General features: G+C 27.0%; 25 protein-coding genes. 2 read left to right on the top strand and 23 right to left on the bottom strand.

All coding sequences use genetic code 11. The features are described from left to right. Positions 1-69: 69 nt before the first annotated feature. Positions 70-495, top strand: a complete 426-nt coding sequence (locus tag ABUA17_RS05430) for a hypothetical protein (protein WP_042398662.1) — start codon at positions 70-72, stop codon at positions 493-495. 56 nt (positions 496-551) lie between these two features. Here the strand turns inward: ABUA17_RS05430 and ABUA17_RS05435 are convergent, their stop codons facing one another. After that, positions 552-1,535, bottom strand: a complete 984-nt coding sequence (locus ABUA17_RS05435; RefSeq protein ID WP_042398658.1) for a coiled-coil domain-containing protein — start codon at positions 1,533-1,535, stop codon at positions 552-554. 300 nt (positions 1,536-1,835) lie between these two features. On the opposite strand from ABUA17_RS05435, the gene ABUA17_RS05440 reads away from it, so the two are divergent. After that, positions 1,836-2,657, top strand: a complete 822-nt coding sequence (locus tag ABUA17_RS05440; protein WP_055277683.1) for a tyrosine-type recombinase/integrase — start codon at positions 1,836-1,838, stop codon at positions 2,655-2,657. 294 nt (positions 2,658-2,951) lie between these two features. On the opposite strand, the gene ABUA17_RS05445 is transcribed toward ABUA17_RS05440, so the two are convergent. The 22 genes from ABUA17_RS05445 to glpK form a co-directional block, all read right to left on the bottom strand. Beyond that, positions 2,952-3,653 carry a DUF6062 family protein gene (locus tag ABUA17_RS05445; RefSeq protein WP_042398654.1) on the bottom strand — a complete coding sequence of 234 codons (702 nt, stop codon included), beginning with the start codon at positions 3,651-3,653 and terminating at the stop codon, positions 2,952-2,954. A 28-nt stretch (positions 3,654-3,681) separates the two neighbouring features. Beyond that, complete coding sequence (locus tag ABUA17_RS05450) at positions 3,682-4,611, bottom strand: xanthine dehydrogenase family protein molybdopterin-binding subunit (protein WP_055277681.1); 930 nt, start codon at positions 4,609-4,611, stop codon at positions 3,682-3,684. A 12-nt stretch (positions 4,612-4,623) separates the two neighbouring features. Then, positions 4,624-5,868, bottom strand: a complete 1,245-nt coding sequence (locus tag ABUA17_RS05455; protein WP_195951309.1) for a xanthine dehydrogenase family protein molybdopterin-binding subunit — start codon at positions 5,866-5,868, stop codon at positions 4,624-4,626. Positions 5,869-5,887: 19 nt separating this feature from the next. Next, entirely contained in the window at positions 5,888-6,367 is a 480-nt protein-coding gene (locus ABUA17_RS05460; protein ID WP_042398647.1) for a (2Fe-2S)-binding protein, read from the bottom strand. Then, entirely contained in the window at positions 6,354-7,205 is an 852-nt protein-coding gene (locus ABUA17_RS05465; protein ID WP_055277677.1) for an FAD binding domain-containing protein, read from the bottom strand. The genes ABUA17_RS05460 and ABUA17_RS05465 overlap by 14 nt, the downstream gene beginning before the upstream one ends. Before the next feature lie 59 nt (positions 7,206-7,264). After that, complete coding sequence (gene guaD, locus ABUA17_RS05470; protein ID WP_042398636.1) at positions 7,265-8,545, bottom strand: guanine deaminase; 1,281 nt, start codon at positions 8,543-8,545, stop codon at positions 7,265-7,267. 22 nt (positions 8,546-8,567) lie between these two features. Continuing rightward, the gene (gene xdhC, locus ABUA17_RS05475) at positions 8,568-9,032 is read right to left on the bottom strand and encodes a xanthine dehydrogenase subunit XdhC (RefSeq protein ID WP_172676183.1); all 465 of its coding nucleotides are present in this window, start codon (positions 9,030-9,032) and stop codon (positions 8,568-8,570) included. Positions 9,033-9,039: 7 nt separating this feature from the next. Then, positions 9,040-9,921, bottom strand: coding sequence for a xanthine dehydrogenase subunit XdhB (gene xdhB, locus ABUA17_RS05480; protein ID WP_042398631.1), 882 nt, complete (start codon positions 9,919-9,921; stop codon positions 9,040-9,042). An 11-nt stretch (positions 9,922-9,932) separates the two neighbouring features. Next, complete coding sequence (gene xdhA / locus ABUA17_RS05485) at positions 9,933-12,224, bottom strand: xanthine dehydrogenase molybdenum-binding subunit XdhA (RefSeq protein ID WP_195951308.1); 2,292 nt, start codon at positions 12,222-12,224, stop codon at positions 9,933-9,935. 95 nt (positions 12,225-12,319) lie between these two features. Then, positions 12,320-12,820 carry a hypothetical protein gene (locus ABUA17_RS05490; protein ID WP_042398624.1) on the bottom strand — a complete coding sequence of 167 codons (501 nt, stop codon included), beginning with the start codon at positions 12,818-12,820 and terminating at the stop codon, positions 12,320-12,322. Between the two features lie 125 nt (positions 12,821-12,945). Beyond that, the gene (locus ABUA17_RS05495; RefSeq protein ID WP_055277673.1) at positions 12,946-13,782 is read right to left on the bottom strand and encodes a deoxyribonuclease IV; all 837 of its coding nucleotides are present in this window, start codon (positions 13,780-13,782) and stop codon (positions 12,946-12,948) included. 94 nt (positions 13,783-13,876) lie between these two features. Further along, positions 13,877-14,176, bottom strand: coding sequence for a hypothetical protein (locus tag ABUA17_RS05500; protein WP_042398620.1), 300 nt, complete (start codon positions 14,174-14,176; stop codon positions 13,877-13,879). A 7-nt stretch (positions 14,177-14,183) separates the two neighbouring features. Then, positions 14,184-14,336, bottom strand: coding sequence for a hypothetical protein (locus ABUA17_RS05505; protein ID WP_156327482.1), 153 nt, complete (start codon positions 14,334-14,336; stop codon positions 14,184-14,186). A 133-nt stretch (positions 14,337-14,469) separates the two neighbouring features. Then, a complete protein-coding gene (locus tag ABUA17_RS05510; protein WP_042398617.1) occupies positions 14,470-15,855 on the bottom strand; it encodes a L,D-transpeptidase family protein in 1,386 nt (461 codons plus the stop codon). A 133-nt stretch (positions 15,856-15,988) separates the two neighbouring features. After that, positions 15,989-17,413, bottom strand: coding sequence for a cardiolipin synthase (cls, locus tag ABUA17_RS05515; protein WP_316320707.1), 1,425 nt, complete (start codon positions 17,411-17,413; stop codon positions 15,989-15,991). Positions 17,414-17,628: 215 nt separating this feature from the next. Next, on the bottom strand, positions 17,629-18,792 hold the full coding sequence (locus tag ABUA17_RS05520) for a class I SAM-dependent methyltransferase (RefSeq protein ID WP_055277533.1): 1,164 nt from the start codon (positions 18,790-18,792) through the stop codon (positions 17,629-17,631). Between the two features lie 412 nt (positions 18,793-19,204). Continuing rightward, positions 19,205-20,251 carry a calcium/proton exchanger gene (gene cax / locus ABUA17_RS05525; RefSeq protein ID WP_042401340.1) on the bottom strand — a complete coding sequence of 349 codons (1,047 nt, stop codon included), beginning with the start codon at positions 20,249-20,251 and terminating at the stop codon, positions 19,205-19,207. A 234-nt stretch (positions 20,252-20,485) separates the two neighbouring features. After that, positions 20,486-21,130 (bottom strand): pentapeptide repeat-containing protein, encoded by a 645-nt coding sequence (locus ABUA17_RS05530; RefSeq protein ID WP_042401338.1) that lies wholly within the window; start codon positions 21,128-21,130, stop codon positions 20,486-20,488. A gap of 135 nt (positions 21,131-21,265) precedes the next feature. Next, the gene (locus ABUA17_RS05535) at positions 21,266-21,625 is read right to left on the bottom strand and encodes a DUF1667 domain-containing protein (RefSeq protein ID WP_042401334.1); all 360 of its coding nucleotides are present in this window, start codon (positions 21,623-21,625) and stop codon (positions 21,266-21,268) included. Between the two features lies 1 nt (position 21,626). After that, positions 21,627-22,880, bottom strand: coding sequence for an NAD(P)/FAD-dependent oxidoreductase (locus ABUA17_RS05540; protein ID WP_055290682.1), 1,254 nt, complete (start codon positions 22,878-22,880; stop codon positions 21,627-21,629). A gap of 11 nt (positions 22,881-22,891) precedes the next feature. Beyond that, a complete protein-coding gene (locus tag ABUA17_RS05545) occupies positions 22,892-24,319 on the bottom strand; it encodes an NAD(P)/FAD-dependent oxidoreductase (protein ID WP_349817868.1) in 1,428 nt (475 codons plus the stop codon). 208 nt (positions 24,320-24,527) lie between these two features. Then, complete coding sequence (glpK, locus tag ABUA17_RS05550; protein ID WP_042401323.1) at positions 24,528-26,021, bottom strand: glycerol kinase GlpK; 1,494 nt, start codon at positions 26,019-26,021, stop codon at positions 24,528-24,530. Positions 26,022-26,038: the final 17 nt, after the last annotated feature.

The following is a 26,038-nucleotide window of genomic DNA, read 5'->3' on the forward strand; positions in this document are numbered from 1 at the left end:
ATAATTTTATGTCTATTTTTGTTTTCGTGCATAAAATAAATAATAATAAATTTTAGGGAGGATTATTATTTGGAATTAAATTCAACATCACAACCTACAAAATATATTAAGAAGTTAACTTTAGAAAAATGTTTGAATTGTAATAACAAATTAACTTTATATTTTTATACAAAAGATTATAATTCTTATACTTTTTTGGATATAGTAATTAGAAATACTAAAAATAGAGATGAATTTATTTGTCCATTTACTATAAATTCACCTAATTCTATAACAATTGATTTAAATAACATTTGCCAATGTTTAACTGATTATGAAGGATCACTTTCTATTGTAGCTAAATCATCACATACATTATTTTCTATAACTCCAATTTTATCAAAGGAAAAACTTATTATTGATGGTTTTTCACATAAAAGTCCTTATAAACTATATATTAGAACCCTAGAAAATGGCGAACTTAGATTATCAAGTATAATAAATAAAAAACTATAGGGGATAATCCCCTATAGTTTAAATACTACTTATCAAATACATTTCTTTAGTTAACTTTATTTTTCTAAGTTAACTTTATTTAAATTTAGTTTCAATTCGAATATTTCTTCCTTTAAACTTATAATAGTTTCATTAGCATTTTTTAATTCTAATTCTTTTCTATTTTCAATTTCTCTAATTAAATTATTTTTCTCTTCATTTATTTTTGTAATTTCTGCTGATTTATTTAATAAAACTTCTTGAATTCGTTGATTTAAACTATTGCTATACTCTTTATACTCTTTTTTTTCTCCATTCAATATAGCAATTTCATTTTTAAATCTATTATTTTCACTTTCTAAATAATTAATTTTTTCATTAAGAATATTTGCTTTGGTTAACTTATCATTTAACTCCTTTATTTCTTCTTTTAATTTATCATTTTCATCCTTTATAGCCTTATTATCACTTGATATCTCTGTTAATGAATTAATATGTAATTGCAAATTTTGAATTATATCAGATTTTTCCTTTAGTTCTTTTTCTACAGTAGAAAGTGCAGAATTAACACGTGAAAAGCTATCTTTTACATCATTTAATTCATAATCCTTCTTATTAATTTGCTCACTAACATCATTACATACCTTTTTCAAATTTGTATTTTCATCTTGAAGTATAGATATAACTTTGTCTTTCTTTTTTATTTCATTTTTAAGCTTTGTATCATATTTATCTTCTAGATAAGTAGCCATTTCTAAAGAATTAATAAAGCATCCTTTTAATGAATCTATCAAAAAGTTAAATCTATCAATTTCACCTTTTCGATCATTATATTTTTCATCATTTTCTACTATAAAGCTATCATATTGATTTAACAATGTAGTAATCATACTTTCAGCATCATCAAAACTACTTTGAAGCATATTAAGCCTGTCTTTTGTTGACTTTTTTAACTTTAACCCCTTTGTCTCTATTTTTTCCTCTATAACTACAGGTTGAGTCTCTTGAATTTTTTCTTGATTTTCAGTAGTTTTTTCATTATTTTCTCTAATTTCGTCCATTTTTTAAACCTCTTTCTTTTTCCTCTTTAGTTAACCAAAGTTAACTAGGTTAACTTTGGTTAACTTAGTATTATTATTATAACATATAAAAAGTGTATTTTCTACGAAAATTTAACATAATTTAATCCATAAAAACTGCGCACATTCCCGAATGTGCGCAGTTTTTTCTTAAACTATTGATTTTAAGCCATTTTCATGGTATTATATTTTTATAAAAATATAAAAAGCGCAGTTTAAAAATATAAAATGCGCAGTTTTATTTTTAAGCAAAATCGATTTGTACGAGAAAGGAAATTTTAAATGGATTTAAATGATGAAATGCTCGAGATGATGAAATTCTATAAATTTTATAAAAAAATGAGAGCATATGAAGAGAAAAATGAGTTTACCGAAAAAATGCAAGAAATTGATATAAAAACAGAGGGAGCAAATGAAATTTCTAAAAAAATGCCTCCAAAAACAGAGGGAGCAATTTTAAATAATAAAAAAGACCATAAAAACGATGAAATTACAAAAGAAGAGGGTAAAAAAAAGAATTATAAAGCAACTAGGCCATTAGAAGTTGAGGAATACGAACAAATTATTAAATTATGTAAAGAAGGTTTTACATATACTGATAAAAAGACAGGAAGAGAAAAAAAGTTTAGGCCAAACCAACCTTTAGCTTTTGCATTAGCACTTCAAGCAACTCTTGGTTTCAGAGCATCAGATATAGTTAATTTAAAAGTTTCAGATTTTAACAGAAGTAAATTTGCTATAAAAGAAATAAAAACAGGTAAATGGCAAAATAGAGATTTAAATGATGTAATGTATAATAAACTATTAGAATATGTAGTTACTAATAATTTAGATAAGGATGATTTTATTTATCCTAATAAAGTTAGAAACATGCAACAACAATTAAAAATAATAACTGATTATTTAGGATATAAAAATATAGGTACCCATTCATTCAGAAAACTTTTTGCTCATACATTATACGAAGAATCTGGCCATGATATAGAATTAGTTAGACATGTATTAAATCACTCTGATATAAAAACAACTATGCGATATCTTGGAGTAAGTATGAAGAAATTAAGAGAGATGAGTAACAAGATAGATTTCTCTTATGCTTTATAAAACAGAGGGAACAAGCTATTATAATTTAATAAAAAAGACAGTAGGTAGATTTGTATTTTACACAAATCCATCTACTATCTCCTACTGTCTCATCTATTCTCCCTATCTCCCTATTTATTTGCCTTTAAATTTTTATAATTTAAACCTAACTTTTAAAGTCAACCTCTTCTTTTGCACCTTCTTCACGTAATTGATTAATTCTCATATTAATAAATATATCTAATTCATTACTTGTCAATTTTTTATATTCAATGTTCATACCTATTATTCCATCTCAGAAATGAATTTGCATTACTATATACTATCTTTTTTTAATACTTCCCTTGCTCTATATATAGAATCCTTAGCATTATACCAAGGTTCATTTGCATATCTATAATCAAATTTATTAATAAACCACTCTAAGTCACTTTCTAATTCCTTACAATATTTCATTTGAACATTAATTATTTCTTGCTTAAATACTTCATAGTCTTTTTTGCTAAACTTTTCTTTAGCTGAATTAATGAGAAGTTTATTATGCTTGAAACAAAAAAAATCTTGTGATCTAAAGTTTTCTCTAAATGCTTCTTTATTTTTCCACAGTTCTAAAGTAATATCAATGTCACTGTTCATAGCCTTTAAATTTACTTTTTCACAAACAAAACATTTCTTTTCATTAGCTTTCTTTATAAAGAATTTACTTACTTTATTCTCAATTTGTCCACTTTCCATTTTTCTTATTTCTAATGTAATAAGTTTTTTTAGCATTATTGCCATTCCTAATTTATCTCTCATATCTTCCATTTTGCTCATATGATAATCACAAAAAGTATACTGTTCTCCAAACTTTGGAAAGAACTCTAAGTCCATAACTAAATCTGTAGATATTGCATTTAAAACTTGATTTTCAAAATCTTCTATGCATCTACATAATGCACACTTTTCTTTTTTCTCAAAACTTTCGTAAATTCTAATATGCTCAATACTAAGTTTCTCTAATTCCCCTTTATCCATAAAACCCTCCATTTTAACATTCCAAAATTTATTTTTTCTTCTTCAATTCCAATAATACTTTTTCACATGTTACAGGAAGCTCATAAAATCTAATATTAATAGCATCATAAATTGCATTTAAAATAGCCGGTGCTGTTGGAATCATTACTGGCTCTCCTATTCCTTTTGCTCCATAAGGACCTGTTGATTCAGTCTCTTCAATAAAATATGTTTTTATATTTGGCATATCCATTGATGTTGGAATAATATAATTTGAAAAATTAGAGTTTTTAATTTTTCCTTTATCTAAATTAACCTCTTCCATAATTGCATATCCAATTCCCATAGAGCATCCTCCTTCAACTTGTCCTTCTGCTAAAGTTGGATTAATAATTTTCCCACCATCATTTACTGCAACTATTTCTAAAATATCAATTTTTCCTGTTTCAGTATCTACATTTACAGTAACTCTTTGAGCACAAAATGTATAAGGCCAGTAAGGATTACCTTGACCATCTTCATTTATTTTAGAGGTATTTGCTTTAAAGTACCCCTCCTCTAATATAGCAATATTCTTTTCAAGCATGATTTGTAAAAGTAATTTTAACTCTAAAACTGTTTCAATCTTTTGATTTTTATCTATAACTTTATTAATGTTATATCTTAATTTCTTACATGCACTTAAAACGGCATTTCCAGTATTATAGGTTTGACGACTTGCAGCTGCAGTTCCTGAATCCATCATTAAATTAGTACTAGTATTAATTATTTTTACTAAATCTTTATTTATATTAAGAGCTTGCGATGCAATTTGCCACATTACACTTTCTCCCCCTGAACCAACATCAGAAACTTCAACATAAATTTTTACAATTCCACTTTCCTCAATTTTGGCAATTGCCCTTGATTCATCAGGAAATCCATTGCCATATCCTGTTCCATAAAATATAGTTGAGTAACCAACACCTTTCTTATTCATATAACGACCCTCTTATAATTCAATATTATCTATGGAAGCCAATTTACTTATACATTCTTTAATTCCAACACTCTTATCAAGAATTTGACCAGTAGCAGTTTTACTTCCACATTGAAATGTATTAATATTTCTAAATACCAATGGATTTATATTAAGTTTTTCTGACAATATATCCATTTGTGATTCATATGCTATTGGCACTTGTGCTGCACCAAATCCCCTCATTGCTCCACAAAAAGGATTATTAGTATAAACTGCATAAGCTTTAATATCAACATTTGGAATTTCATAAGGACCTGTTGCATGTACAGCAGCCTTTCTTATAACATTAATTCCCCATGAAGCATAAGCTCCAGTATCAGCATAAATTCTAGCTTTTAATGCACATAGCCTTCCATTACTTTTAACTGCTGTTTTATAGTACATTTTCATCAGATGCCTTTTACTATGAGATATAGTAGATTCTTCTCTACTATATCTAATTTTAACTGGTCTTTTAGTTATATAAGAAGCAATAGCTGCATGACATTGAGGATTAATATCCTCTCTTGCCCCAAATGCTCCCCCAATAGTCATATTAATAACATTAATATTTTCTTCCTTCATATTTAAACATCTTGCAACTTCTTCCCTATCATAATGAGGATATTGTGTTGCAATATATAAATCCAAAGTATTATTTATGGCATTATAGTTTGCTATTGTAGATTCTGGTTGCATAAAAGCATGCTCAGTCATTTGAGTTTTATAAGTATTTACACTAATAAATTTAGCTTCTTTAAATCCTTCATCTATATTTCCTTTATTTATTTCTACAGAAAATAGAATATTATTTTTCTCACCTATTACAGGAGCATCTTTTTGTATTGCTTCCTCAATAGAAAATACACCTTTATATTCTTCATACTCTATTTTTACTTTTTCTAAGGCTTCTTTCAAATTTTTCTTATTATTAGCTATTACTAATAAAATGCAATCTCCAACTCTTTTAACTACGTCTTTAACTAAGATTGGTATATCCTTAAATATAACACCATGACTAGTTGATCCTGGAATTCTTGAATAATCTATTACATCAATTACTCCATTAAGTTTTTTAATTTCATCTATATTAATATACTTTATCTTCCCATATGCTATGGTACTTCTTTTAACCCCAGCATAAAGCATATCTGGTAATTCTAAATCATCTGGAAATAGTGCTTTTCCTAATACTTTTTCATATGCATCAGGTCTTATTATACTTTTTCCAATCAAGTTAAAACCTCCTAAAGCATTAGTAACACTTTCTATTTAATTTTTCTTCGGCTAAAAGAACAGCTTTAATTATCTTTACATACCCTGTACATCTACATAAATTCCCACTTAAAGCCTTTTTAATTTCTTCTTCTGTTGCTTTAGGATTTTTATCTAATAATGCTTTTGCACTTAATATCATTCCTGGTGTACAATAACCACATTGCACTGCACCAACTTCAATAAACGCTTCTTGAATTGGATTCATTTCATCCATGCTTAATCCCTCTATAGTAATAATCTTCTTACCATCAGCAGAAGATGCTAACATTAAACATGAATTAATTGCTTTTCCATCTAATATTACTGTACATGCACCACATTCACCTTCGCTACACCCTTCTTTTGTTCCTTTAAGTTTTAATTCATCTCTTATAAAATCAATTAATCTTAGAGATGGATCAATATTTCTTATATAATCTATACCATTTACATTAATAGAAACTTTAATTGAAAACACCTTCTATCCCTAATGCATTATTTATAGCATGCTTGTATGCACCTTTAACTGCTTCCTTTTTAAACTCAGCAGTACTACGCCCTTTAATACTATTATAAACTGAATTCTCTAGTTCATTTAATACATCATTATCTAATAAATTTGCTTTATTTTTATTTAATAATAAATTTTCTAATTGCGTGATTTTAAAAGGAAATCTACCAGCTGCACCAACCGCAACACTTATGTTTTTAATAATATCATCTTGAATATTCAAGCTTACAGCAACATTAATTCTTGCAATTGCTAATGAATTTCTTTTCCCTAACTTATAATACCCACTATAATTATTTTTTTTAGGTATTATAAACTTAGTTAATATTTCATCAAATTTTATTTTTTCTTTTTCATAATTTTTAAAATATGTTTCCACTTTAATTTTCCTAGTTCCATTTATAGATTCAATAATCATTTCGCTATCTAATGAAATTAAACATGGAATAGAGTCTGCTGCTGGTGCTGCATTTATAACATTACCACCTATAGTAGCAACATTTCTAATTTGTGGTGAACCCATATGTTTACTACATTCATATAAAACATTAAAATACTTTCTTACTTTTATGTTTTCCTCTAATTCTGCAAATGTAATCATAGAGCCTAAGCAAATAAAGTTTTCATCTTCTTCTATTAAATACAACTCATGAATCTTACTAATATCTATAATTTTAGTTAATAAATCTGATTCTTTTCTTATACTTATTATTAAATCAGTTCCTCCAGCCAATATTTTAGAATTTTCATTATTAAATAATAATATTTTGGCTTCATCTAAAGTTTTAGGTTTATAAATTTCCATTGTTATTCACCTACTTTAGTGTGATTTAAAATTTAAAATAATATTTATAAAAGCAATTTTTAAATTTTTGGTTCCTTTACTACGTTTCCACGTACATATCTTTCTATTATATTTTTTTCTTTACCTTTATATAAGAATTTTTGAACTCTTTCTTCTAAAGATAAATTGTTATTAATATTTAATGCCATATCATCAATAACCAATGCATCAAATTCATACCCTTCCTCAAAGCTTCCTACTTTACCAAAGAATTTTCCTCCACCCTTTGTCGCTAAATAAAATAATTCTGCTGTTGAAAGTTTTTCATCTGTTTTATTACTATAAAGCCATTTTAAATTAGATACTTGAGCTGAAGACACAATAACTTCTGGCATTGATAATGTATGTCCACCAGATATATCTGAAGCTAGTCCTACATTTATACCTTTTTCAATTAATTTTCTAATAGGTGCAATTCCACTAGATAAATTTAAATTTGAAGTAGGACAATGTGCAACAAAAACTTTACTTTTTGATAATAGCTCTATTTCATTTTCATTAAGCCATATGCAATGAGCCATTATTGTTTTATTTTCTCTAAATAGATTTGCTTTATAATACACATCAGAATAATTTTTAGATTCTGGTTCTAAAGTCTTTACAAATTCAATTTCATTTGTATTTTCACATAAGTGAGATTGTACGGGTAAATCATATTTTTCAGCAATTTCTCCTAATCCCTTAAGCATTTCAAAACTACATGAAGGTACAAATCTTGGCGTTATTATTGGTTTTACTAAGCTATATTTATTTATATACTCTTTAGCTATTAGCTCCGTTTCTTTTAATGATTGAATAGTATCTTCTATTAGAACATCTGGACATTCTCTGTCCATATTTACTTTGCCTACATATGCACCAAGTCCAGATTCATTAAATAAATCGAACAATAATTTTGTACTATCTTTATGTATAGTGCTAAAAACACAACATCTTGTAGTTCCAACATTCCATAGTTCTTTTATTAGTAATCTATAGACCCTTTCTGCATATTTTAAATCACTATACTTTGATTCCTCGGGGAAAGTATAGCAATTTAGCCAAGGAATTAATTCTTTATCTACACCTAATCCCATATTAGGAAATTGAGGTGCATGTAAATGTAAATCTACAAATCCAGGTATAATTAATTTATCCTTATAATCTATTACTTTTATATCTTTATAATGAAATGGCAATCCATTGTAAATACCTTTTATGATACCATTCTCTATTATAATTATTTTATTTTCTTCAATTTTGAATTTTCCAAAGTCTTGTGTATATACAAAATTACCCTTCAGCCCATATATGTTTTTCAAAATAAATTCTCCTCTCAGTTGTTCATTTTTTTTGTAATAGTGACTTTTTAGTTGCCATAAAAATTTTTTGATACCCTGTACACCTACATAAATGACCTGAAATTTCACGTTTAATTTCTTCATCTGTATAATTTTTTCCACTTCTAACTAAAGAAGTAGTTGTTAAAACAAGTCCAGGAGTACAAAAACCACATTGAATAGCTCCCTCATCAATATAAGCTTGTTGAACATTGCTTAACCTTCCATTTTTAGCTATACCTTCTATAGTCTCAATATTTTTCTTATCAGCCCAAACAGCTAAATAAATACAGGAGTCTATAGGTACATTATCTATTAATACAGTACAAGCACCACATTCTCCAACAGAACATCCTCTCTTCACTCCAGTTAGAAATAACTTATTTCTCAATACATCTAAAAGAGATTCTCTTATATCGACTTCTAAATTATAGTCTTCACCATTTACATTTATACTTATCTTCTTCATTTTACCATTATTCACAAAAATTCACCTCATTATATATAAAATTTTCCTTCATTATTTTCTTAATTAAAGTTTTTATTAAATGTAATCTATAATCCTTAGATCCTCTCCATGAATTTCTTGGGCTAGACTCATTCATTGCAATAGTTGCAATATTATTAATAACACTTTCTGAGTATTTTTTACCTATGCCATAAGCTTCAGCTTTAATACACCTCAATGGAATTGGTGCTGCAACTCCTAAAGCAATTCTTAAATCATTTATTTCTCCTTTATTTTCCTCACAAACTATAGCTACACCTAACATTGATATATCTAATGCATTTCTATTAGTAAATTTAATATATTTACCTTGCTTATTAATATATTCTTTTTCTTTAATTAGTACTTCTGTTAATATTTCATTTTTATCTATTTTCACCTTACCTGGACCATTATAAAAATCTCTAATTTCAACAATTCTTTCTCCATTAACACTTTTAAGTTTTAATAACGCATTTAATGCAAATAGGGCAGGTACGCTATCTGCTGAAACTGCTCCATTGCATATGTTACCCCCAATAGTTGCTATATTTCTTATTTGTGGTCCACCCATAGATACTGCAGCCTCACTTAATATAGGTATTTTTTCATTTATTATTTCATTTCGAAATATCTCACTAAAATTAGTTACTGCCCCAATTGAAATAGTATTATCCTCTAAGAGCTTTATACCTTTTAAACAATCAATATTACGTATACTAAGTAAATTTACACTTTCCATTTTTCCATGTCTCAATTTAATCAATATATCAGTACCACCACATATTATTTTGAAGTTATTATTTTCATTTAACAACTTTAATGCCTCTTCTAATGTTTCTGCCTCTTTCAATTCATTAATATCAAACATAATCTGTCCCCCTATATTAATCCACCTTCTTTAAATTTTTCAAATACACTTTGAGGATTCATAGGTATTTTATTAAAAGCTACTCCAGTTGCATCTAAAACTGCATTTCTTATAGCTGGAGCTGGTGAAATTGTAGGATTTTCTCCTAATGACTTTTGACCAAAACTTCCTGCAGGATCAATAGTTTCAACAAAATCAACTCCTATTTTAGGTGTATCTAAAATTGTTTGAAGTTTATAATCCAATAAATTATTATTTAATGGTTGTCCTGTTTTTTCATTAAATAGCATTTGTTCACTTAAAGCATAACCAAGCCCCATACTTACTCCACCTTCAACTTGTCCCTCTGCTATTTTCCTATTTAATATTTTTCCTGAATCATGAACATTATAAATTTCTAGTACCTTTATCTTTCCAGTTTCAATATCAACTTCAACTTCTGCAAAGGTAACACCATATGCTACGGCATTAATTTTTACATTTTCAGATATATCAGTAGTAATTGGATTTGCAAATTCTCTATCATAATATGACTCTAATGCTATATCGCTTAATGAACAAATTTCATCACCCATTTTTTTTTCTATTATTATTCCCTCTCTTATGTCTAATTCATCTATATTTAATCCACATTTCCTACTTGCAATTTCAAGCACTTTATTTTTAACTTCTTTTGCAGCCTTTTTTACAGCTGCCCCTGTAACAAAACTTTGTCTTGATGCATATGCTCCTGTATCAAATGGAGTAATATCCGTATCTTGAATAGAAATAACATTAACCTTTTCAATATCTATTCCAAGTACTTCAGCTACCATCTCACTAAAAATTGTATCACTTCCTTGTCCAATTTCAGTTGCACCAACTTGCAGTTGAACTGAACCATCCTGATTCATTACAATTCTTGCTCCTGCTATTTCTAATGATACAGGATACGTTCCTGAAAAATAGCTAAAGCATGCCATTCCTACCCCTCTTCTTTTGTTTCCAGTAATATTTTTATACCTTTTCTTTTTTTCATCCCATCTAATTAAGTCTTTCCCTTTTTTTATACACTCTTTAACTCCAAATGATCTCACCTTTATTCCACTTAATGGATCCTCATATCCTAAACTTATAAAATTATTTTCTCTAAACTTTATTGGATCCATATTTAATTTAATTGCAATATCATCTAGATGGCTTTCTAAAGCAAAGCAAACTTGTGGAATACCATATCCCCTCATTGCTCCTGCTGTAGGTAAATTGGTATATACTGTAGTAGGTTTCACTTCAATAGCTTTAAAAGAGTATAATGGTCTAAATTTACTTGCTGCACTCATTGCAATAGAATGCCCATGAGATGCATATGCCCCATTATTTACCTGATTATTCATAGAAATGGCTAATAATTTTCCGTCCTTAGATATAGCAGTTCTTATTTTATACTTCATGGCATGTCTTGTTCTTGTAGATGCAAAAACTTCTTCCCTATCTAATGAAAGTCTTACAGGTCTACCATTAACAGCTAAAGTCATTGCTGCTGTTAGTGGTTCAATTATAACATCTTGCTTATTACCAAATCCTCCACCAACGAAAGGTTTTATTACCCTAATTCTTCCTATTGGTATATTTAATGCTTGTCCTATAATTCTTCTTACTATATGAGGTATTTGAGTTGATGTTACTATTACAATCCTATTATTCTCATCAACATATGCATATGCATTTTGACATTCTAATTGGCAATGTTGAACAATACTAGTTTCATATTCACCTTCAAATACGTAGTCAGCATTTTTAAATTCTTCATTTATATCTCCAATTTCTATCTTAGAAGAGGCTATAATATTATTTGGTTTATCTTCATGAATAATAGGGGCTCCTTCAGCTATTGCATCTTCTGTATTAAATACAGCATCTAAAATATCATAATCAACCTTTATAAGCTTTAATGCTTTTTGTGCAATTATCTCATCTTTTGCAATTACAGCTGCAATTGCATCCCCTACATATCTTGCTTTATTAGTTAACATCAATCTATCTTCAACATCTCTATGATTTTTATCTAAAGAATAAGGATGACCTGCAGTTGCAAATCTTATGTTAGGTAAATCCTTATATGTTATTACAGCTTCAACTCCATCTAAACTTAAAGCATCATCTATAAATATATTTTTTATCTTAGCATGTGCATAAGTACTTCTAAGCACCTTTCCTACTAACATTTCTCTTTCAAAATAATCCTCAGCATATTTTGCTTTTCCTGTTACTTTGGCAATTGCATCAACTCTATTTACACTTTTCCCTAGTATCTTATATGACATTCTTTCACCTCACTTAAATTTTTTAATTATTTGATTTATATAATATGTTCATATTATATAAATCAAATATTAGTAAAAATCCTTATATTCAAAAATTAAAAATAAGGTCTTCTTATAAATAATCCTTCTGATTTAAAAATATCCATAACAAATCTTAATTCAGTACAACCAAAATCCATTATTTTAATAGTCCAATCACTTATTTCAAGGCCTATTTTTAATTCATTAAATATTAAATCCATTCTTTTAGTAGGAATTGATAAATTATACATACAATCATCAATAAATCTATTGATATCATTGTGATATTCTTCAAAGGATAAACTTTCTTCCTCATCATGGGATAACTTAAATATTTTATTATCATATAGATATAATTTACTTAATGCTAAAACAAATTTATTTAATATATTATAGCTATTATTATTCAGTATACTTTTCTCAAAATCAGTATATTTATTTAAATTATTAACTGTCCTTGGCAATATATCTATTGTATAAACTTCTCTATATTCTTTTTGTTCATAATTTTCGTTTAATAATTTTTGAAATAGTACTTTTATTGCTTTACTTTCTTTTACATTATTTTCATTCATAAAAAATCACCTCAATATTATTATTGACCTTTTATACATATATATTATTTTTAATTACACTTTATTTATAAACATAAAAAATAAGGTATTTCTAAACTTTCAAATTCAGAAATACCTTATTAAAATTAATCTTCTATATATTCTTTTCTTAAAACTTCTATTTCATTTTTATATCCATCAAGCTCATTAGGTGTTTCTAAGAAAAATGGTAAATGCTTAAGTTTTGGATGATTTATTATTCTACTTATTCCTTCAAGCCCTAAGCTTCCTTCCCCTATTTTTTCATGCCTATCCTTATGACTGTTAAATGGATTTTTACTATCATTTAAATGTATTGCTTTAAGTCTATCAAGACCAATAATTCTATCAAACTCTTCTAAAACATTATCTAAGTCATTTACGATATCATAGCCAGCATCATAAACATGACAAGTATCTAAACATACTCCTAAATGATCCTTTAATTCAACTCTTTCTATTATTTGAGCAATTTCTTCAAAACTTCTACCTATCTCAGTACCTTTACCAGCCATTGTTTCTAATAATACTGTAGTTGTTTGTTCTGGCTTAAGTACTGTATTTAGCATTTGAACTATATAATCTATTCCAGTATCCACTCCTTGTTTCACGTGGCTTCCTGGATGGAAGTTATATAAATTATGTGGTAAATACTCCATTCTTACTAAATCATCTGCCATCATTTCAGTTGCAAATTTTCTAGTATTTTCATCAGCAGAACAACCATTTAATGTATATGGTGCATGAGCTAAAATTTTAGCAAAATTATTTTCTTTCATAATTTCTAAAAGTCCATTAATATCTTTTTCATCTATATCTTTAGCTTTTCCACCCCTAGGATTACGCGTAAAGAATTGAAAAGTGTTAGCTCCTATTGATAAAGCTTCTTTTCCCATATTTTTAAATCCCTTTGTTGTAGATAAGTGGCATCCTATGTTTAACATCTCTAATCCTCCAATAGTATAATTATTATTAATATAAATATACTATATTATTACTCTAGTATCAACTAATAATAATTATTATATAATATTACATTTATAATTTATTATCATCTTCATCATAATTTTCTCTATCAATTTCCTTATTTAAAATTGATACCATAAATTCCTCTATATTAGAATACCCATAATCAGAAGCTAAATTCTTTAACATGTATTTTTCCTCTTCATCAACTTCTACTATAATTTCAGTTTTATATTGCTTATTAATTTTTTCTTTTATCCTCTTTTCCATATCACTTTTTTCTTTTAAAACCAAATAAAAACCATATATAATTAAAGTGCTATATAATACAATAAATAACTTATGTAACATACTACCATAAAAAAAATCCACTTTTTACTCACTCCTCATAATTTTCTAACCAGGGATCATATATACATATTTTCTTTATATATTCTTCTATAGTAATATTATCTTTTATAGCCTTATCCCTTAATAATTTTTCATTTTCCTTAGAAAGTCTTAATATAATAGTTTCGATTCTTTCATTCATTATAAACACCTCTTTGTAATAATATATTATGTAAATAATATATTATTACAAAAATTTGTTACCTTAATATATTATATAGATATCTAAATTAATCAAAATAGAGGTAAGGAAGAGTAATAATATAAAAATCTAACTACTCTTCCTTATAGCAAATTATAGGAGTACCAGCTTCAATATTCTCATAAATCTTTTTTGCCAAATATTCAGGAGCATTAACGCAACCATGGCTACCGGAAGTTTTATATATTTCTCCACCAAAATCACTTCTCCAACTGGCATCATGTATGCCAATATTACAATTAAAAGGCATCCAGTACTTAACATCTGAACTATAATTGCTTCCTTTTAATGTTGCATTTTTTTGTTTATAATTTAAAATATAAGTTCCCTGTGGTGTTCCATTACCTCTACTTACATTACCAGTTACAACATCCCCCTGAACTATTAACTTGCCATCTTTATAGAACCATAAACTTTGTGTAGTTAAATTTATTTCAACATAAGTGTTTCCAATATCATCATCCCTTGTTCCAAGGGCAGTTTGTGTGTAAATAGGTTCTTTCTTTATTTCTTCTCCATTTTTTATATTTTCAATTAAAGCCTCTTTTTCTTTTGATTTATTAATCTTCCATCCATAATTACCACCTACTACATTTATGGTTTTTCCAGTACTAGATTTAAAACTACGTGTTTTACCATATGTATCATATTTTTTACTCAATTCATTTAAATATTCCTTAACTGCTTCCTCGTTAACAGATATATTCATTGATGAATCTACATCCAACCAAGTATTAATAATACTTCCATCTAAAATCTCTATTTCATTATCAAAGATATAGTATATTTTTGAATTTACATATTTATTTAATTCATTTTGAGCTTGGATTACTTTTTCACTCGTAGACGTAAACTTAGGATTTTCATATGCATTTATTTCATCTAAATTAATACTTCTTTCACCTAATATTATGGAGTTTAATACATAAGCATAAAGCAATTCCTTATTTACCTTATTACCATATACCTCTTTAATAATTTTATATTCTCCATTTTCATATTTGAAACATGCATCTAATGGTTCAATAATATTTTCATTATTAAAACATCCTAACTTTTCTAATTCTTCTAATAATAATTCTCTATCAAAAGAATAAACCTCATTAATTATATATTTATTATTTGAAAAAATATTTATTAACCAAAGTGCTGGATTTTGCCTGTCTTTTATCTCCTGTGCTTCATTACTTCCTTCATATTTAAAATTTATATTACTCCCTTCTATTGATTCCGTGATATTATCTCTTTCTTCTAATTTAATAACATAATTATAAGATTCTTTTAATAATAAATCATTTGCCTCATCAACAGTCTTGCATGAAACATTAATTCCATTTATATAAGTTCCAAAATAATAATGTTTATCAAAATAAATTGACATTAACACATAGATACCTAAAATCATTACTATAATTAATGACACTAAATAAACTTTCCCCTTAACCTTTTCATCTTGCATTTGCTCTCACATTCTCCTATATTATTGCTTGTACATTCTATTATTATGTAATTACTTAGTAATTTAAAACAAATATTACTAAATAAAAAAAATCATGATGAAGAGGTATTCTCGTATCATGATTTCTTTATACTTACATTAGCGGAGCTATCAGTTTTAAAACTCTTCCACAAATTTTAAAAATCACATTAATATCTTTATATTCTTTTATAGTTATTTCTTTACATTTATTTAAAGTTTTTATAAAATATTCTTCTATACTTTTAATTACTTTATTCTTATAAATAAAAGTAGCACATTCAAAATGAAGATATAAACTTCTAAAGTCTAAGTTTATAGTTCCTACAACAACTTTTTCATCATCACTAGAAAATAATTTTGCGTGAACAAATCCAGGAGTATATTCATATATCCTTACCCCAGCCTGTAATAATTCACTATAATAGGTTTTAGCCAACATAAATGCTGATAGTTTATCTGGTTTACTAGGTAATATAATTTTTATATCAATTCCTCTTTTTGCAGCATATGTTAATGCAGTCATCATCTCATTATCTATAATTAAATAAGGTGCCATTATATGAACATATTTTTTCGCTGTATTTAATATATCTAAATATACACTTTCCCCAGCATTTTCACTATCTAAAGGACTATCCCCATAAGGCATTATATATCCATCAGCTTTATTTTTTTCACTTTCATTATCAACATATATATATTTATAAAAGTCATCATGACTCTTTTCATCAATATCCCACATTTGTAAAAACATTAACGTGAAACTTTTTACTGCATTACCTGAAAGTTTAACTGCAACATCTTTCCAATGCCCAAACCTTTCATATCTATTTATATATTCGTCTCCAATATTAATTCCCCCATTAAAAGCAACCTTCCCATCAATAACAAGAATTTTTCTATGATCTCTGTTATTTTGAGATGTAGATAATGCTGGCTTAACTGGAGAAAACATCTTGCATTTGATTCCTTTATCGATTAGTTTTTTTGGATAATTATACGGCAATAAGGATAATGAGCACATACCATCATACATTACCCTTACCTCTACACCTTCTTTAACCTTTCTCTCTAATATTTCTAATATAGAATTCCACATAAACCCTTTTTCAATTATAAAATATTCCATAAAAATAAATTTTTTAGCCTTTTCTAACTCAATAATCATATCCTTAAATTTATCTTCACCTAATGGAAAATATTTCACTACTGTATTATTATAAATAGGATATTTCCCTATACTAATCATATATCTTGCTAAATTAGCTACTTGCATATCTTCTCTTTTTAACTCATTAATAACATTTTCATCTTGTGATAAAAATTTTTGTGTTTCATCAATAACCTCCGATAATCTATTATTTATTAATTTACCACCTATTTGAAATTCAACAAACATATAAAACAAAGCTCCGAATATAGGAAAAACTAATATCGGTATCATCCACGCCAGTTTAAAATAAGGATTACCTTTTTTGTTCATAATATAAATTACTAATATAGTAGTGATAATATTGAAAATTGTATATATATGCATATCCTTTGCTTAGCCAATTAAATGCACTAATTAATATATAAATCTGTATCGCAAGTAAAAATATTATAATAAAAGTTCTCCCATAAATAATATGAAATACCCTTTTCTTATTACTTTTCATACTATCCCCCTAAACTATTTATCAATCTTACCTTAGTAATTTGAATATGAAAAAAGCAGTAAATTTATACTACATTTACTGCTTTCATAAAAAACTAAATTAAATTATCATTACTTAATAAATTATATAATGTTGGTTCAAAACTAAATGTATTCATTAAGTTTTGAACTTCAACTAATGATTTTTCTTTTTTCTCTTTAGATATATTAGCTTTAGATGCTCTTATTAATATATTTTTAGGAGAATGTGCAATATCAATAAATTCTAAAAGCTGTGTTTTATACCCGGCGCACTCTAATAAATTCGCTCTTACGCTATCTGTCATTAATGCGGCAACTCTTTCTTGAACTATTCCATATTTAGTTAATATTGAAAGTTCCTCTGCTTTCATTTGTGCATTAAACTCATGCTGACAGCATGGAACTGAAAATATCATTTTACTATTCCATTTTATTGCATTATACAACGCATAATCAGTTGCAGTATCACAAGCATGTAAAGTAATAACCATATCAACCTTATTATTATATTTAAATCCGTTAATATCTCCTAATTCAAAATGTAAGTTATCATAATTATATCTCTTAGCTATTTCATTGCATTTTTTAATTACATCTTCTTTTAAATCTAATCCAATCATCTTAACATTTATATTTTTAATTTTCACAAAATAATAATACAATACAAAAGTTAAATAAGATTTACCACATCCAAAATCTAAAATTGTTAATTCTTTATAATCATTTTTTTTAATTTCATCATCAATTATTTCAATAAATCTATTAATTTGTTTATATTTATCATACTTAGAATTAACTACTTTACCTTCTTTAGTAAATACCCCTAAATCTATAAGTGGTTCAATAATCATACCTTCTTTTAATATATAATTCTTTTCCTTGTTATGTCCTTTTGTAATAATTTTAGAATTATCATTTTTCTTTTTACCTAAAAATATCTTTCCCTTTTTAGATATCTTTAAATCGAAAGTTTCACTGCTAGACCAAGCTGTCATTTGTTTATATTTACCGTCTATTATTTCATATACTTTTTCATTTATTTCATCAATTTTTATATTTTCATGAAATACTTGTTTATCCGTAAATTTCTCTATTTGATAAAATTTATTCTTATTATTCTCTTTTAAACTTATATTAACTTTGTTATATTTTTCATCCTTTTTCACTTTATTACTTATTACTATTTTTATAACTTCTTTTTCAAATACTTCATCTAATGTTTTCTTTAATTCTTCCATTTACATCTCACCTTATTATGTATAATATATAGTTATTTTAATTCATATAATAGTATTTTACCAGTACTATTTATACTTATATAAAGAAAAATAGCCAGTATATATTTTAAATATACTAGCTATTTTTTATTTTAATAATTTTCTTTTATATTTTGAGCCTTATTACTTTTTCTATGCTTACATCCACAGTTATTTGCCTTTTTTTCTTTTTCTTGTTGACTACTACAACAGCAATCATGATTTTCACTCATAGTTTTATCCTCCAATATAAAAATATGATTTGTAATATTAATAAATACTACAATATTATTTTCTTCACATTTAAATATATAATCCTATGAAATTTAAGTGCTCATTTCCATTTTTAGTTTAATATTTTTTTATAATTTCATTTTTAATTGCAGTATACACATTATAATATAAAGAACCCTGCTGCTATAATTAAGTATACTGCAACTAATTGAGCTCCTTCTAGCCAATTTGACTCTCCATCTCCAGCAACTTTATTAGCTATTAATACCGTTACAATTAATGCTATTAATTCAAATTGATTAAATATTATAGTCATAGGTGTAAATAATAAACTTAAAAATACAAGAATAGGAGCAACAAATAATATTATTTGCAAACTTGAACCTATTGCTATTTCTATTGCCACATCCATTTTATTTTTTAGTGCCATAGAAATTGCTGTAGTATGCTCAGCTGCATTACCTATAATTGGTATTAAAATTATTCCAACAAAAGTTTCACTTAAACCAAGCTTTGTTGTGATTCCTTCTACTCCATCTACTAAAAATTCACTTTCTATAGCAATAAATATAGTTGATACTACTAAAATTACAATTGCTTTTGTTAAAGACCATTTTGCCTTTTCATCTTCATTTTCGTATTTAACTGCATAAAGTTCTTTATGAGTAAAAAAGGAAAAAATTAAGCTAAAAATATATAATATAAACATTATAATAGAAACTGCTAAACTTAATCCTTCATACTTTGTATTTAATAAATCATTAGAAAAAGTATGTGTAAATACAGCAGGTATACATAGTCCAATAACTGCAAACAAAAGCATGCTAGAAGTAACATCAACTACATTTTTATTAAACTTTTGAGTTTTATGTTTTATTCCTCCACATAACATACTTGCTCCTAATACTAATAGGATATTTCCTATAATTGATCCAGATATTGAAGACTTCACGACTTCAAATAATCCCTGCTTTAGAGCAAAAAAAGAAATTATTAATTCTGTAGCATTACCAAAGGTAGCATTTAAAAATCCTCCTATTTTAGGGCCAGAGTAAAAAGAAATTTCCTCTGTTCCTTCTCCCATTAATCCAGCTAGAGGAATAATAGAAAGAGCTGCTAAGATAAACATCACTGCTGATGAAAAGTGCATAAACTTACCTATAATGCTAATTGGAATAAATATCAGCATAAATTTTAAAAATTTCATATATTTCACATCCACTTCATATCTATATATGTTGTATTTTCTCCATTTACTCCAATAATTATTATAAAAATAAACTATACTAAAAAAATAATCTCATAAACTCAATAATGAAGTATCTTACTTAGCTTTAATTAGTGCGTATAAAAGGAATTTTCCTAAGTTAACTTAATTAAATTAAAGCTTTAAATTTAAACTAGCTACTTTAAAGTATTTTAATATAATTCACATTAAAATCTATTTTATATTTAATCCCAATAATCTGCTTAAGTCTAAAGCTTGCATTGTTGTAACAGTTGCTCCATATACATTAGGTATATTTACATCAATTCCTGAAATCTCACATGTAGTTAAGTCCATTTTTCCTAAAAATGTATTATTAAAAAATCCATTAGTTAAATCACAGTTTTCAAATACTGTTTTATCAAATTTAACATCTTGTAATACAGCTTCTGTCATATTACTTTCTATAAAGTTGACATTATTTATTTTACTAAACGAAAAGTTAGAGTATTTTCCTAAGATATTTTCAAATAAAACATTTTTTAAATTACATTCATCAAATCTAGCTCCAACAAGCTTACAATTTATGAACTGTGTTCTATGTATACTTCCTCCAACAAATGAAACATTAGATAAGTCACAATTTTTAAATACTGTATCTATTATATCAACTCTTTCAAAACTGCAATCTATAAAAGTAATGTTATTAAAAATACAACTATCTACAGTTATTCCTACATCATTTTTACTTTCAATATCAGTATTTTCTATAAGCTTATTTTGAATTTTTTCATTATAAATAAACTCTTCTCTTAAATCTATAATTTCCTCTACTTCATCTATGAACTTTGGATTTTGTATCTTAATTAACTTTGGCATAAAATTCTCTCCTCATCTATCCAACATAATAATTATTATATATTATATTAGACATATTTAACATATAATAATTACTAACTAACTTAATAAAAATTCACAAATAAAAACTCTTATTTCTATTTGTGAATTCTACATTTAACTATTTACTTTTTCCATACTCCTTGTTGCAACTAAATCAATTCCGGTATTTAGTATATTTTTTATAATAATATCTCCACACTTAATGGGAGCCTTAACAGTAATGCTATTAATTACCTTCATAACTTCAAAGTTTAATTTCTTTGGTATTCCACTCTTAGTTTTTACTGGTAATACTGTAAAAGCTGCTCCTTTAATTTTTACTGTAGAAGTAATAACTCTGACTGGATTAATAACCTCATTTAATCCATATACTTCTCCCCTTTTGCAAGTATTTCCATTGACTTTTTTATTTTCAATATCAACACTTAAATGACATCCCATAGGACAACATATACATATTAATTCTTTATTCATTTTATTCACCATCCTCTAAAGAAACTACTAAATCTCCTTTTACTTTTTCTATAATTGATTTACTTATAATTACTTTTTCCATTTCTGAAGGTGCTAAATGTTTTCTATTAAATTGTGCAATTACAGTTTCATCACATTTTACAACTATCTTTTTATTATGATAAATATTATCTACTCTCATTAACATTGTAAGATTATCTTCTATTGCTTGAATATTTATCTTTTGAGGAATGACATATTTTATACTTTTTCCATTTTTAACATGCAAATAATTAGAATAATCTAATTCATTTCTTAAATATTTAGCAACACTTCTTCCAGCTCTCTTAGCTTCTTCTGTAACAAAATCAACTAAATCATGTACATGAAGAACATTACCACATGCAAAAACACCCCTTATTGAAGTTTCCATACTTTCGCTTACAATTAAACCATTTGTTCTTATATCTTTATCTATGCCAGCTTTTGTAGAAAGTTCGTTTTCTGGAATTAATCCAACAGATAATAATAAAGTATCTACATCAAATTCAATTTCAGTCCCTTTTATAATTTTTCCTTTTTTATCAACTTTAGCTATTATAACTTTTTCCAATCTATCTCTTCCTATGATATCTGTTACAGTATGTGACAAATATAATGGTATATTATAATCATTTAAACATTGAACTATATTTCTATTCAATCCATTAGAATATGGCATTAATTCAATAACCCCTTTTACCTTTGCTCCTTCTAATGTCATTCTCCTTGCCATTATAAGTCCTATATCACCTGAACCTAAAATCAAAACTTCTTTACCCGGCATATATCCTTCCATGTTTATATACCTTTGAGCAGCCCCTGCTGTTAGTACTCCTGATGGTCTATCTCCTGGAATTGCAATTGCTCCTCTAGTTCTTTCTCTACATCCCATTGATAATATTATTGATTTAGCCTTAAGTATCATATATCCATCAATAGTATTTACAACATGTACATTTTTTTCATTATCTATTTCTAAAACCATAGTATCTAATTTTACTTCAATATCTGTAGCATTAATCATATCAATAAATCTTTCAGCATATTCAGGTCCTGTTAATTCTTCTTTAAATGTATGTAGCCCAAAGCCATTGTGAATACATTGATTTAAAATTCCACCTAATTCTTTATCTCTTTCTATTATTAATATTTTTTCTACTCCTTGCTTTTTAGCTTCATAAGCTGAGGCTAATCCTGCAGGTCCCCCACCTATTACAATCAAATCATAACACATTATATATCCCCCTACTTTGTTCTACCAAATAATATAGTTGAACCATCTTTTTCTAGTAATATATCTTCCATTTTTAACTTTAGCTCTTTAGCTATAATTTCTTGAACTCTTGGTCCACAAAAACCACCCTGACATCTCCCCATTCCAGGTCTACATCTTCTTTTAACCCCATCTAAAGTAATACTTCCAAATGATCTGTTAATTGCATCTACAATTTCACCTTCTGTAATACCTTCGCATCTACAAATTATTCTTCCATACCTACTATCCTTTTGAATTAATTCTTTCTTTTTATCAACTGATAATTCCATAAAATTTATTATTTCCCTATTTCTATTAAAATTATCTTTTTTATTAAGTTTCAATCCTGCATCTGCTAATATGTTAATCATATCTTCTGCAATAGCTGGTGCTGAAGTTAAACCCGGTGATTTTATACCAGCAACATCAATAAATCCTCTTACCTCTTTATCTTCGCCTATAATGAAATCATCTTTATCACTTACTGCCCTAAGTCCTGCAAAAGTTCTTATACACTTTCTAAAGTCTAACTTCGAGCATGTATGTGTTGCACTTTCCCTTATATTTTCTAATCCTTCATTTGTAGTTTTTAATGATTCCTTATCATTAATATCACTAGCATTAGGTCCAATTAACAAATTACCATGAACAGTTGGTGTTATGAGAATACCTTTTCCTAACTTTGATGGACAAGGAAATACTGTATGATTTACAAAATTACCTACGTCCTTATCCATTACATAATATTCACCTTTCCTTGGTTTAATTTTGAATTTTTCCTTACAAATCATATTATGAATTTTATCAGCATATACTCCTGCAGCATTAATAACATATTTACTTTTATATTCCTTATTATCTTTAGTTTTGATAATAAATACTCCATTCTTAGTTATTGAAACAACTTCACTGTTTAAGATAACTTCACCACCATTTTGAACAGCATTTTCCATTAATGCTATCGTATATTCAAATGGTCCTATTATTCCACCAGTTGGTGCAAACAAAGCACCTTTAACCTCACTATTAATATTGGGTTCCATTTTTAGTGTTTCTTCTTTATTTAATATTTTTAATCCCTTTACTCCATTTTTTTCTCCATTTTTGAAGAGGGTGTTTATTGTTATTAAATCATCATTATTAAAAGCTAATACTAGTGAACCATTTCTCTTAAATGGCACATGCAATTCTTTGCAAATTTTGTCAAACATTTTATTTCCTTTTACATTATACTTAGCCATTAATGTTCCTTCTTTGGGATCATACCCAGCATGAACAATTGCAGAATTTGCTTTTGATGTCCCCATTGAAACATCATTTTCTTTTTCAATTACAATGACATTCAAATTATATTTCGTTAATTCTCTAAATATAGATGCACCAATTACTCCTGCACCTATTATTGCAACATCATACATAAACTTCACCTCTTATTTTTTTACTTTGAAAAGTAATTTTTATACATTATAATATGAGTTCATTTTTATATTTCATTCTTATTACACTACTAAAAAAAGCCAAGCCAAAAACAAGGAAATTAATCCTCTGTTTTTGTGCTTGACTCTATTTCTCATACACCCATATTTAATATATATACATTATAACACAACTACCATATTTTGCAAATTACTCTTCCCAATTCATAGACCTTTTGACTGACTTTTTCCATCCACTATATAATTTTTCTTTTTTTTCTTCAGCTAATTTAGGATTATACGATTCACTAGCATACCATCCTTGTGCTATTTCCTCAGTACTTTCAAAATATCCAACTGCAAGTCCAGCTAAATAAGCTGCACCTAAAGCTGTTGTTTCTGTAATTATCGGCTTACAAACCTTAATATTTGATATATCAGACTGAAATTGCATTAAAAATTTATTTTTACTAGCACCTCCATCAACCTTTAACACATTTATTTTATATCCAGTGTCCTCTTCCATAGCATCTAATAAATCTCTAACTTGATATGCAATTGCTTCTAAAGCTGCTCTTATAATATGATTTTTATTTGCCCCTCTAGTTAATCCAAAAATAGAACCTCTTGCATACATATCCCAATACGGTGCACCTAGCCCTACAAAAGCTGGAACAATATAAACGCCACCATTATCTTTGACCTTTTGAGCAAAATACTCTGAATCCTTTGCATCTGTAATTAATTCCATTTCATCTCTTAACCATTGAATTATTGCACCACCCATAAAAACAGATCCCTCTAATGCATATTGTATCTTTCCATTTAATCCTATAGCTATTGTTGTAATTAATCCATGCTTGCTTTCTATTAATTTCTCACCTGTATTCATTAATAAGAAACAACCAGTTCCATATGTGTTTTTTGCATCACCTTTATTAAATGCTGCTTGCCCAAAAAGTGCTGCTTGCTGATCCCCAGCAATCCCAGCTATTGGAACCTGAACATTTCCTTTTCCACCTAAGTTGGCGTATCCATAAATTTCTGATGAGTTTTTAACTTCTGGCATCATAGATAATGGTATATTTAATTTATTTAAAATATTTTTATCCCACTGTAATGTCTTAATATTAAATAACATAGTTCTTGATGCATTTGTATAATCAGTTGCATGAATCTTACCATTAGTAAGCTTCCAAAGTAACCAAGAATCTACAGTACCAAAAATCAATCTCCCTGATTCAGCTTTCTTTCTTGCATCTTTAACATTATCTAATATCCATTTTATTTTTGTACCTGAAAAATAGGCATCAATTAATAATCCTGTATTTTCTTTAATATATTTATCAAAACCTTCTTTTTTTAATTCTTCACATATATCAGCTGTTCTCCTACATTGCCAAACAATTGCATTATAAATTGGCTCTCCAGTTACTTTATCCCATACAATAGTTGTTTCCCTTTGATTTGTAATTCCTATAGCCGCTATTTCTTCAGGTTCTATATTAGTCTTAGCTAAAACTTCTTGAAGAACACAATATTGAGATGACCATATTTCCATAGGATTATGTTCAACCCATCCTTCTTTTGGATATATTTGATTAAATTCTTTTTGTGCAACTCCATAAATATTTTGTTCCCTATCAAATATAATTGCCCTAGAACTAGTAGTTCCTTGGTCTAATGACAATATATATTTCTTCATAATTAATCACTCCTATA

It is taken from the genome of Clostridium sp. RTP31139st1_H3_RTP31139_211217 (assembly GCF_040227035.1).
GTDB classification, from domain to species: Bacteria; Bacillota; Clostridia; order Clostridiales; family Clostridiaceae; genus Clostridium; species Clostridium saudiense.